Below are 11,264 nucleotides of genomic sequence, written 5' to 3' on the forward strand. Positions count from 1 at the left end.
AACAAAAGTCGTTGATGGGAATGAATGATCGCGCTCCGGGTCTTGGCAGTCCAATGAAATCGAGTTACGCTATTCATTCCCGAAACGCATCAATCAAATTGACCGCCATGCTGCATTCCCAAACCCATTTACGCACCCGCCCCATCTCTGCAGGCCAGCTGCGCGCCTTTGACGCCGTTGCCCGGCACCTGAACTTTCGCGCTGCCTCCGAAGAGTTGGCACTGACCCAATCGGCAGTGAGCCGGCAGATCCAGGCGCTGGAGGAAGAAGTTGGCCTGAGCCTGTTTCACCGCCACACGCGCTCTGTGGAACTCACCGGCGCCGGCGGTGTGCTGCTGCGTGCCGTGACACCGTCGCTCGAACGCATCGACGGGGCGGTGCGGCAGATCCGCCAGAGCGCCGGACGCAAGAGCGTTTCGCTCACCACTTTTGCGTCCTTTGCATCGATGTGGCTGATCCCGCGGCTGGAGGCCTTCCAGCGCGACAACCCCGATATGGACATCCGCATTGATGCGTCGGACGTCTCCATTGACCTGGAAACTTCGGACCTTGATCTGGCGCTGCGGTATGGGCCTACAGCCCGGATGCCGGCCGGTGCCATACGCCTGTTTGGCGAACAAATGACACCGGTGGCCAGCCCCTGGCTGCTCAAAAGCGGGCCGCGCCTGAAAAAGCCAGAAGACCTGGCGCACTTTGCACTGATCGAAGCCGGTGATTCGCACTCCACCCACATGGAATGGCTGACCTGGCGGCGCTGGCTGGAAGTGCATGGCACACCCAAGCTGGAGGGCAAGCGCTGGCTGTACTTCAACTACGCCTACCAGATGGTGCAGGCCGCGCTGACGGGCCAGGGCATTGTGCTGGCCCGCCTGCCGCTGATTGCCGAGAGCCTGGCTTCCGGTGACCTGATTGAGCCGCTGCCAAAAACACGGCTGGATTCACCCATGTCCTATTGGCTGGTCGTCGGCGCACGCAGCGCTGGCCGGCAGGAGGTGAAGGCTTTTTGCGACTGGCTGCTGGTGCAAAGCGCGCTGACCCGCAAGGCCATCGGCGACGTGCCGGACCCCGACACGGTGGACGACATCGACTAAGGCCTGTTAACGCTCCTCAGGCAGGTGCCGTCTGCCGCAACAGCATGCGACCGGCATGCGCCAGCCCCTGCGCGCTGTCCTGGTCGCAGGCCAGTTGGCCGTTGACGTACACGCTGCGAATGCCTTCCGAGCGCGCGATGGGCTCTTCGTAGGTGGCGGCGTCCCTGATTTTTTCCGGATCAAACACCACGACATCGGCATACCATCCCGGCTTGAGCTGCCCGCGCTGGTGCAGACGGAAGTTACGGGCCGACAGCCCCGTCATCTTGTAGATCGCAGTCTCGAGAGAGAACAACTTCTGCTCGCGCCAGTAACGCGCCAACACCCTTGGAAAAGCACCCCACAGCCTCGGATGCGGATGCTTGTCGTGCGGCAGTCCGTCCGAGCCAATCATGCTGCGCGGGTGCGTGATGACACGCCGTACATCATCTTCATGCATCTGGAAATAACAGGCCCCGCCGGGCTGCAGGCGGCGGCAGACTGTTTTCTGGTCGACGCCCCACTCGGCAGCAATCGATGCCAGGGTGCGGCCCATCATTTCCGGGTGCGGCGCCGACCAGCTCACCAGCACGTCAATGATGCCGTCCACCAGGTCTTCGCGCAGCACGGTGGAGCCGGCCACATAGGGGTAGACGTCCATCGAGATGTCCTGCCGCTTCGCCAGCTCGTCGATCAGCGGCAAGGTCTCCTGTGTGCGGCCCCAGTTGGCCGGTCCCGCGCACTTGTGGTGGGAGATGATCAGCGGCACACCGGCATCGAACGCGCAATCGCTGGCCTCGTGCATGGCGTCCAGGATGTCGGCCATCTCCGACCGCATGTGGGTGGCGTACACGCCGCTGTGCCGCGCCACGACGCACGCCAGCGCGGTGACCTCTTCGGCCGGCGCAGGCATGGCCTCGGCGTAGAACAGGCCGGAAGACATGCCGATGGCGCCTTCTGCCATGCACTTCTCAAGCAGTTCGCACATGGCTTTGGTTTCTTCCGCGCTTGCCGGCCGGGTCAGGTCACCCATGCAGGCGAATCGCAGCGTCGTGTGGCCGATCAAAGGCGCGACGTTGACGGCCGGCACCGCCTCGGCCACCGCCTGCGCGTAGCTGGCCACCGAGGGGTACTTGAACGAGTTACCAAGCAATGTGAGCGCGCCTGTCGGCTCGCCGATCATGAAAGGCGCCACGGACAAGCCGCAGTTGCCGGTGACCACCGTGGTGATGCCTTGCGACAGCTTGGGGAACATGCCCGGCGCGTTGAGGACGATGGCATCGTCGTGGGTGTGCACGTCGATGAAGCCGGGCGCGATGGCCAGACCCGTGCAGTCGCGCACATCCACGTCCTTGAGCGACAGGCCGGCCGGCAGGTTGCCGCGCAGCTTTGCGCCCACAGCCAGGATGCGATCACCTTGCAGCAGCACGTCGCCGGCCTGGGCAGCTGCGCCAGTCCCGTCAATGATGAGTCCGTTTTCCAGCAGGATCGCGCGCGTCATGAGGCTTTCCCGTCTGTGCCTTTGGCTGCCTTGCCCCAGTCCAGCCGGGGATGCTGGTGCATGTCCACGCCGCGGGTTTCCAGCGTGTGCTGGATGTTGGACAAGCGATGTACCGCCTTGTCACCCAGGCGCTGGGCCACGAGCACAGTGAGAATTTCGATCACCGTGAGATGGGCAAGATAGGCCTCGGGGCCAACCGGCATCACGGGATCGGGTGCCACTTCAACACTGAGCACGATGTCGGACATTGCTGCCAGTGGTGAGCCGGGCTGGGTCAGCCCGATGATGGTTGCGCCTTGCGAGCGGGCGACGTCCACCGCTTCCAGCAGGGAGGGCATGCCGCCCACGTAGGTGATGGCCATCACCACGCCGCGCGGGCCGATGGTGGCGGCCGAGATCAGTTGCAGGTGCGGGTCCAGGTAGGCGTTGGAGGCCAGGCCCAGCCGGTACAGGCGAGCCTGCAGGTCTGAGGCCATGAAGTTGGAAGTGACACCAACGCCGTAGCAGTCCACACGTGAGCCCTGCACGATCGCGTCCGCCGCGGCCTGCACGGCTTGTGCGTCGAGTTGCGCCTGCACGCCGCTGATCACAGCGGCCGCGCCGCGCGTGACCTTGTCAATCACCTGCTGGGTGTTGTCGTCGATGCGCACACGCCGGTTCAGCGGCGAGCCACCGACTGCCAGTTCCTGCGCCAGCGCGAGCTTGAATTCGCGCAGCCCCGGATAACCCAGGTCGCGGCAGGTGCGCATGATTGTGGGTACCGAGCTGTTAGCCCGCTGGGCCAGCGTCTCGAAGGTTTCGTCCAGCACACGTTGCGGGTCTTCCAGGATCAGGGCCAGCACGGCACGCCGCGCAGTTGGCGCACGGTCCATGGTCTCGGCTATTTTTTCGAGGAAGCGGGGGGTCATGAAATCGTCCTGAAATGTCAGAAGCAGGTGACGATGGCATCACACACGTTGTAGTCGGCGTCGACCACGGGCATCCAGCGCCATTTATCGAAGGTGGTACAGGGGTGCGAAATGCCCAGCACCACCAGGTCGCCCACGCGCAGCGCCTTGTGCTCCTCGCCGGTGCCGCGCAAATAAGCGTGCTGGTCGTTCATGGCGCTGATTTTCCAGTCACCTGGCGCGGCCGCGATGGCGTCCTGCCCCTGGACGCGGTAGCCGGTGGGAATGGGCAGCTCCAGATCGTAGGAGATGTCGCGCTTGCCCACCGAGAGGATGGCCAGACCCGGCTCGGGGCAAGACTGAACCGCGGCCCACACTTCCATCGCGGCATGCAGGCCGTGGCCGCAGCCCATGCGCGCCGCCACCGAATTCATCATCCGGTGATAAGTGCCGTGGTCGTGCGTGACATAACAACCGGAACGCAGCAGGCCCTGGACCGGCCGTGAAAGTTTGAGCTTAAGGTGGTCGGCCACCAGATCGAAGATGGCCGAGCCGCCGGCAGTGAGCAGAATCTCATCAGCTTCAAACAGCTGCTGCGTGTCGCAAGCCAGGGCGATGTCGCGCACGCGTTTCATCAAGGCCTGGGCATAGGCCGTATCGGCCTCCGACTGGCCGGTGGCGCCCAGGCCTTCGTAACATTCAATACCCACGAGGCGGGTTGCCGCGCTGGACCTCAAGCGCTGGGCAAGGGCCAGCGCCTGCTCGTGCGTGCGGCAACCGGTGCGCCCTCCGTCAACGCCTATCTCCAGCAGCACCTCGTGCGGCTGAGTGCCTTTGCCCGTTGCCTTCCAGGCCTCGATCAGCGCCAGCTGGTCCAGCGAATCAACGAGGAAAGCGACGCGCAATCCCGGGTGGGCCCGCTTCAGGTCATCGATGCCCTGCAGGTCGATCGCGCGAAACACCTGGTTGGCGATGATGCATCGCGTGGCGCCCGCGGCCACACCGGCGCGCAGTTGCCCGACGGTCGCAAAGGTCAGTCCCCACGCGCCGGCGGCCAGCTGGCGCTGAAACAGTTGCGGCGACATTGTCGTCTTGCCGTGCGGCGCGAGGCCGACGCCGTGACTGCCGGCGAACCCCTGCATCCATGACAGGTTGCCGGCCAGCGCGTCGCGCCGGATCACAGCCAGTGGCAGTGGCAGGTCGCCGCGCAACACGTTCCATCCCTGGCTGCCGATGGCGGAGCGGCGCAACGGGCCGCTGTGATGGGGGAAGCCCTTTTGCGAGGCGTCCAGCGTGGGGTCGAGCAGGTCTTGCAATGTCATGGGGTGGTCAGTGTGTCTATGTCGTCGCGGATGCAGGCCTTCAGCCGCCCGCCGCCCATGTCGCGCGGCTCGGGCCGGGTCTGCGCGCAGGCTTCAATGGCGTAAGGGCAGCGCGTGCGGAACACACAACCCGAAGGCGGGTTCATCGGGCTCGGGATGTCGCCCTTGAGCGGGATGTGTGTGGTCTTGAGCAAGGGGTCGGGCTTGGGCGAGGCGGCCAGCAGGGCCTGAGTGTACGGGTGCAGCGGCCGCGAAAACAGCGTTTCGGTGGGCGCAACTTCCATCACCCGGCCCAGGTACAGAACCACCACGCGATCGCACAGGTACTCCACCACGTCCAGGTCGTGCGAGATGAAAAGCATGGTCAACGAAAGCTGGTCGCGCAGGTCGCACAGCAGGTTGACCACCTGCGACTGAATGGACACGTCCAGCGCCGACAGTGGCTCATCGGCCACGATGAATTCCGGCTGCACCGACAGTGCGCGGGCCACGCCTATGCGCTGGCGCTGCCCACCAGAGAACTCGTGCGGGTAACGCGCGGCATGCTCGGGCGGCAGGCCGACCAGTTGCAGCAACTCGGCGATGCGCTGCGCAGTCGCCTCCTTGCCTTTGGCCAGGCCGTGAACCTGCAAGGCCTCACCCAAGATGTCGCGCACACGCATCTTAGGGTTCAGGCTGGCGTACGGGTCCTGGAAGATCATCTGCAGCTTGCTGCGCAGGGTGCGCATGCGGCTGCCCGATGCCGAGCCCAGGTCTTCCCCCCGGTAAGTGACGCTGCCGGAAGTGCTGTCGATCAGCCGCAGCAGGGCCCGGCCTATGGTGCTTTTGCCGGAGCCCGACTCGCCGACCAGGCCCAGTGTTTCCCCGGGCTGGATGGTGAAAGACACATCGTCCACCGCACGCACAGGCTTCGATGAAGAGCCGAAGAACTTCTGCAGGTTTTTCACTTCGATCAATGGCGCCACGGTGCTCATGCTGAGGCGGCCTCCGGAACCAGGATGCAGCGCGCACTGCCACCGGCATCGTCGGTGCGCAGCGCCGGCATCGCTTCGCGGCAGGCAGCAATGGCCTTGTCGCAGCGCGGCTCGAAGGCGCAGCCGGGTGGCGGCGCCAGCGGGCTGGAAACCTGACCCCGGATCGCGTACAGACGGCGCTTGCCGTCCACGCTCTGCGCGCGCTTGCGCTGCTGGCCCGGCAGGCAGGCCAGCAGGCCTTGGGTATACGGATGCTGCGGCCGCGCGAACAGGTCGTTCACCGGTGCGGCTTCCACGATGCGGCCCGCGTACATCACGGCCACATCGTCGGCGTGGTGCGCCACCACACCGAGGTTGTGGGTGATGAACAGGATGCTCATGCCGGTCTCGGCCTGCAGCCGGCGCATCAGCGCCAGGATCTGCGCCTGGATGGTCACGTCCAGCGCGGTGGTGGGCTCGTCGGCAATCAGCAGCGTCGGGTCGCAGGCCATGGCCAGGGCGATCATCACGCGCTGGCGCATGCCGCCCGAGAGCTGGTGCGGGTACTCGCGCAGGCGCTGCGCGGCGGCGGGAATCTCCACCAGCTCCAGCATGCGCAAGGCCTGCACCATCGCAGCCGCCCGGTCCATGCCCTTGTGCAGGCGCAACGATTCTGCGATCTGTTCGCCGATGGTGAACACCGGGTTCAGGCTGGTCATCGGCTCCTGGAAGATCATCGCCACCTCGTTGCCGCGAATGGCACGCATCTGCGGCTCCGGCAGGGTCAGCAGATCCAGCGTCTGGCCTGCGCGATTGACAAATAAAGCCTGGCCGCTGACCTGTGTGCTGGCGGTGCGTGGCAACAGGCGCATGAGCGTGAGGCTGGTCACCGACTTGCCCGAGCCGGACTCGCCGACGATGGCCGTGGTCTTGCCCGCGCGGATGGTAAAGCTCACATCGGCGACGGAGCGGATCAACCCTTCATCGGTGTCGAAGAAGGTGGAGAGGTTGCGCACTTCGAGGCGGTTCACATCGACTTCCTCAGGCGCGGATCCAGCAAGTCACGGATGCCGTCACCCAGCAGTTGCAGCGACAGCGCCGTCAATATGATCGCCAGCCCCGGGAACAGCACGATCCACAGCGCCTGGTGCGCATACTGCTGGCTGCCGGCGACCATGGTGCCCCAGGTTGGAATCTCCGGCGGTACACCCACGCCGAGGAAAGACAGGGCGGCTTCCGCCAGGATGGCGTAGGCGAAGATGAACGACGCCTGCACCAGGATGGGCGACATCAGGTTGGGCAGGATGTGGCGCCACAGAATGCGCAGGGTGGAAACGCCAACCGCCCGGGCGGCTTCCACGAACAGCAGCTCGCGCACCACCAACGTGGATGCCCGCACCACACGCGCCACACGCGGCGTGTACACCAGCACCAGCGCGAACACCACGTTGAGCATCGACGGCCCGAGGATGCCGACCAGCGCGATCGCCAGCAGGATGTCGGGGAATGACATCATCGCGTCGACCACCCGACTCACCGGCGCATCCAGCCGGCGGAAGAAGCCCGCGATCAGGCCGATCAGCGTGCCCGCCACGATGGAGCCTACCGCCGTGAGCAAGGCGATCGTCAGCGAGTAACGGCCGCCGAAAGCGATGCGGGCGAACAGGTCGCGGCCCAGTTCGTCCGTGCCCAGCAAATGGGCCGTTGAAGGCTGCGAGAGACGCTGCGACACCGCGGTTTCGTTCGGGTCCAGACCGCTCAACGGCCCGGCGAACAGCGACACCAGAACGACCACGACCAGGGTGATCGCCGCCGCCAGCACGATGCGGCGGCGAAACAGTTTGCGCAGGATCAGCGGCATCTGCATGTCAGTATTTCACCCGGGGATCGACGACCGTATACAGCAGGTCGATCAGGAAGTTGATGACCACGTAGATCGCCGCGACAACCAGCAGCGCGCCCTGGATGACGGGGTAGTCACGCCGGATGACGGCGCTGACCACCAGGTTGCCGACGCCGGGCAGGCCGAACACGGTTTCCGTGACCACCGCGCCGCCTATCATCAGCGCCACCGTCAGGCCAATCACCGTCACGATGGGCACCAGGGCGTTTCGCAGCGCGTGCTTGAGCACCACCGTGTTTTCGGGAAGCCCTTTGGCGCGCGCGGTGCGCACATAGTCCTCGCCCAGCACGTCGAGCATGGAAGCACGCGTGAAACGGATGATGAGCGCCGAGTTCAACACGCCCAACACCGTGGCCGGCAGCACCAGGCAGTAGATGCGCGCGGCCAGCGAGGCGCCCGGCTCGCCATAACCCGACACCGGAAACCAGCCCAGCGACACGGCGAAGATCTGCATCAGCACCAGGCCGAACCAGAAGCTGGGCACACTCGCACCCAGCATGGCGAAGCCGGTGAAGACCTGGTCGATGGCCTTGCCGCGGAACACGGCCGAGACGATGCCGCAGGGCACGCCGATCAGCGTGGCAATGGCGATTGCCATCAGTGAAAGCAAGGCAGTGGGCTCGGCGCGCTCCCACAGCGCCTGGGTCACCGGCCGCTGCAGGAAGATGGATTCGCCCAGATTACCCTGGGCCAGTTCCTTGACCCACAGGCCGAACTGCACGGGCAGCGGGCGGTCCAGGCCGTAGACCTTTTGCACCCGCGCAATATCCTCGGCCGTGGCCTGGTCGCCCAGCAGCACGGCGATGGGATCCCCCGAGGCGGCGCGCGTAAGGATGAACACGAGCACGGCCACGATGGCCATGACCACGAGCATGCCGCCCAGGCGTGATAACAAATAGCGGGTCATTCCCTTGTTTTATCCATTCAGAAGCGCCTCAAATTCCAGTCAAGCCGCGGAACCGGCTTCGCCGGACCGCAGGCGGGCGGCTCCATGCGTGAGGAAAGGGGCAGCGCGCCGCAGGCCCGAAGCGAAAAGCGTGGGGGCTCAATTCTTCAGGCTGGTGTTCCAGAAGAAGGGATAGGTGAAGGGCGTGTAGCCCTGCAACGCAGGTGCGCGCGCCGAGAGGCTGGCGAACTTGCCGACGTGGATGTAGGGTACTTCGTCGTACACCACCTGCTGCACCTTGCCCCACAGCGCGCCGCGCTTGGCCGGGTTGGGTTCCTGGTTCAGCGCGGCCAGCGCTGCGGTCTTGGCAGGAGAGCTCCACCAACCCGGAGCACCATCACCCAGCTGCGGTGGCGAAAGCATGGGCTCGGGGAACAGGCCTGAATGGGTGATGTAGATGTCCCACAGCTTGGGGTCGGCGCGGCGCTGCAGCAGCGTGGCCCACTCGACCACGTTCAGCTCTGCCTTGAAGCCCGCCTTCTTGAGCTGCTCGGCCATGATCAGCGCCATGTTGTAGTGAAAGTCGTACTGTCGGCTGGTCAGGATTCGGATGGGATCGCCCTTGTAGCCAGCCTGCTCAGCCTGGGCCTTGGCTTTCCTGGCGTCACGCTCGTTGTAGTTGCTGGTGCCGGCGTCCGAGTAGAACGGTGTGCCCTTGGGGAAGTGGTTGCCCTCGGCGATGAAAAAGCGCGTGTCGCCAAAACCGGCCGCCAGCATCTCGCCTTCGCCCAGCGCGATCTGCACCGCCTTGCGCACTGGCTGCTGGGCCAGTGAGCCGTCTTTGGTATTGAAAACGAGGTAAGGAAAACCGAAGGACGGCGTCATGATCGGCACCGCTTTCCCACTGGCCTTTTCCAGCCGGGCCAACGCCTCGATGGGCAACAGATCAGCGTAGTGGAACTGGCCGGCCAGAGCCCCTTCGACGCGCGTGTTGGCGTTGGGCACGGGCACGAAGCGCAGCTCTTCCACCATCGCTACGCGCTTGCCGCCGTAGCCACTGGCCACTTCCGCGCGGGCAGAGTAGCCGTCAAAGCGCGTAAGCAGCACGTACTGGTCGGGCCGACGCTCCTTGAACCGGTAGGGGCCGGTGCCGACGTATTCACGCAGCGGCTGCGCCAGCGATTCCTTGGCCATGATGGCCGCCATGCCCGAGGCCATGGCCAGTTGCGACAGCAGCGGTGCATAGGCGTTCTTCAGGCTGATTTCCACCGCCAGCGGGCCTTTGGCGGTCAGGTCGGCTACCTGGGCGGAAACCGACTTGCCGCGCGGCGAGACTTCCATCCAGCGCTTGAGACTGGCCACCACGTCATCGGCGTTCAGCTCGCGTCCGTTGTGCAGCTTCACGCCCTTGCGCAGGGTGATGCTGTACAACTTGCCGTCGGCCGAGATTTTGGGCATGGATTCGGCCAGCATGGGTACCAGCGCGGCCTTGGCGTCGAAAGTGAACAATGGCTCGTAGACGTGCTGCATGATGATGCAGACCAGGTCGGCTGGCGTGGACTGGATGTCCAGCGTCGGCGGCTCGGCCACCATGGCCAGGTTCAGGGCCGACTTGGCGGCTTGGGATTGCGCCGTCAGCGGCAGGCATGCCGCCGCGCCAAGCACCAGTGCGAGCGCCGCTTTGCGTCGGCTCAGAGACAAGGAATGCAGCATGTTCAATCTCCTGAATATGAAAGTAATTTTCAGAATGCAAAGAATAGGCCATCCAAAACAGTCAAATATTGGGTGATACCCTGATATTTACGTGAATTATTGAAAATATATTTCATAATCATGCATCACCGTCCCCCTCTTGGGGCAAGCAGCAATGAGGCCGCACCAGCCTGGTGTCGCCGCGATTAACCATCAGCCAACAAGGAGTTTTTGACATGGCACTGCAGTTTCTCGGCAACCCTCCCGTCGCGTCCGACCAGCAACCCCGGCCTTTTTCACCGGCGGTGCGGGCCGGCGACTTTGTTTATGTCTCCGGCCAGGTGCCGGCGGATGAAAAAGGCGAAATCGTGGCTGGCGGCATCGAGGTGCAGACGCGCCAGGTCATGAAAAACCTGTCCACTGCGCTCGCTTTGGCCGGCTGCACCCTGGCCGATGTCTGCAAGACCACGGTCTGGTTGCAGGACGCGCGCGACTTCGGCAGTTTCAACCGTGTCTATATGAGCTACTTCGGCGAGGGGAAGCCGGCGCGGTCTACTACTGAGGCTCGGTTGATGGTGGATGCGCGGGTGGAGATTGATGTGGTGGCTTACAAGCCGGTCGCTTGATAGTCAAATTGGCGATTTGCCCAATGGATTCGGGCGTTTATAGCTACTGAATTCATAGCGACTGCTGTTTTACTTGCTATTCGGGCTGGGCTGGTTGAAGCCTGCGCGAGCTTGTGCGGCTGTGGGTCTTCCGGCAAGCCGGGGGTTGCCCGGCGGCAACTCACTTTCTTTTTGCGTCGCCAAAAAGAAAGTAAGCAAAGAAAAAGGCGCCCCTGCTGTCTGCGTCCCCTTCGCTTCGCTACGGGGCAACCTGCGGTGCTCGGTCCAGCCGGGGTCGAGCTCGAACTCGCCTGCGGCTCAGACAATCGCTCGCCCTGATCCGGCTGAACCTCCGCTCCTCGGCGCATACAGAAGGGTGGGGGATGAAAGCGGGAGCGGATTCGGGGAGACCTGACGCGCGAAGCGCGTCAGGTCGGGGGCACGT

At 64.4% G+C, this 11,264-nt stretch carries 10 protein-coding genes; 2 read left to right on the top strand and 8 right to left on the bottom strand.

Annotated elements, in window-relative coordinates; all coding sequences use genetic code 11:
* Positions 1-107 precede the first annotated feature (107 nt).
* Complete coding sequence (locus B0B52_RS04220) at positions 108-1,091, top strand: LysR substrate-binding domain-containing protein (protein WP_077592373.1); 984 nt, start codon at positions 108-110, stop codon at positions 1,089-1,091.
* A gap of 16 nt (positions 1,092-1,107) precedes the next feature.
* Here the strand turns inward: B0B52_RS04220 and B0B52_RS04225 are convergent, their stop codons facing one another.
* The 8 genes from B0B52_RS04225 to B0B52_RS04260 all read right to left on the bottom strand — a co-directional run bounded on the left by B0B52_RS04225 (position 1,108) and on the right by B0B52_RS04260 (position 10,235).
* A complete protein-coding gene (locus B0B52_RS04225) occupies positions 1,108-2,571 on the bottom strand; it encodes an amidohydrolase family protein (protein WP_077592374.1) in 1,464 nt (487 codons plus the stop codon).
* Positions 2,568-3,479, bottom strand: a complete 912-nt coding sequence (locus B0B52_RS04230) for a MurR/RpiR family transcriptional regulator (RefSeq protein ID WP_077592375.1) — start codon at positions 3,477-3,479, stop codon at positions 2,568-2,570. Before B0B52_RS04230 ends, B0B52_RS04225 begins: the two co-directional genes overlap by 4 nt.
* Before the next feature lie 17 nt (positions 3,480-3,496).
* The gene (locus B0B52_RS04235; RefSeq protein WP_077592376.1) at positions 3,497-4,780 is read right to left on the bottom strand and encodes an amino acid deaminase; all 1,284 of its coding nucleotides are present in this window, start codon (positions 4,778-4,780) and stop codon (positions 3,497-3,499) included.
* Positions 4,777-5,754, bottom strand: coding sequence for an ABC transporter ATP-binding protein (locus B0B52_RS04240; RefSeq protein WP_077592377.1), 978 nt, complete (start codon positions 5,752-5,754; stop codon positions 4,777-4,779). The genes B0B52_RS04235 and B0B52_RS04240 overlap by 4 nt, the downstream gene beginning before the upstream one ends.
* The gene (locus B0B52_RS04245) at positions 5,751-6,764 is read right to left on the bottom strand and encodes an ABC transporter ATP-binding protein (protein WP_077592378.1); all 1,014 of its coding nucleotides are present in this window, start codon (positions 6,762-6,764) and stop codon (positions 5,751-5,753) included. Before B0B52_RS04245 ends, B0B52_RS04240 begins: the two co-directional genes overlap by 4 nt.
* The gene (locus B0B52_RS04250) at positions 6,761-7,600 is read right to left on the bottom strand and encodes an ABC transporter permease (protein ID WP_077592379.1); all 840 of its coding nucleotides are present in this window, start codon (positions 7,598-7,600) and stop codon (positions 6,761-6,763) included. Before B0B52_RS04250 ends, B0B52_RS04245 begins: the two co-directional genes overlap by 4 nt.
* Position 7,601: 1 nt before the next feature.
* A complete protein-coding gene (locus B0B52_RS04255; protein ID WP_077592380.1) occupies positions 7,602-8,543 on the bottom strand; it encodes an ABC transporter permease in 942 nt (313 codons plus the stop codon).
* A 138-nt stretch (positions 8,544-8,681) separates the two neighbouring features.
* Positions 8,682-10,235 (bottom strand): ABC transporter substrate-binding protein, encoded by a 1,554-nt coding sequence (locus B0B52_RS04260; protein WP_077592381.1) that lies wholly within the window; start codon positions 10,233-10,235, stop codon positions 8,682-8,684.
* 215 nt (positions 10,236-10,450) lie between these two features.
* Between B0B52_RS04260 and B0B52_RS04265 the strand changes: the two genes are divergently transcribed.
* Complete coding sequence (locus B0B52_RS04265; RefSeq protein WP_077592382.1) at positions 10,451-10,840, top strand: RidA family protein; 390 nt, start codon at positions 10,451-10,453, stop codon at positions 10,838-10,840.
* The last annotated feature ends 424 nt before the right edge of the window (positions 10,841-11,264 follow it).

It is taken from the genome of Polaromonas sp. A23 (genome assembly GCF_002001015.1).
GTDB lineage: Bacteria > Pseudomonadota > Gammaproteobacteria > Burkholderiales > Burkholderiaceae_C > Polaromonas.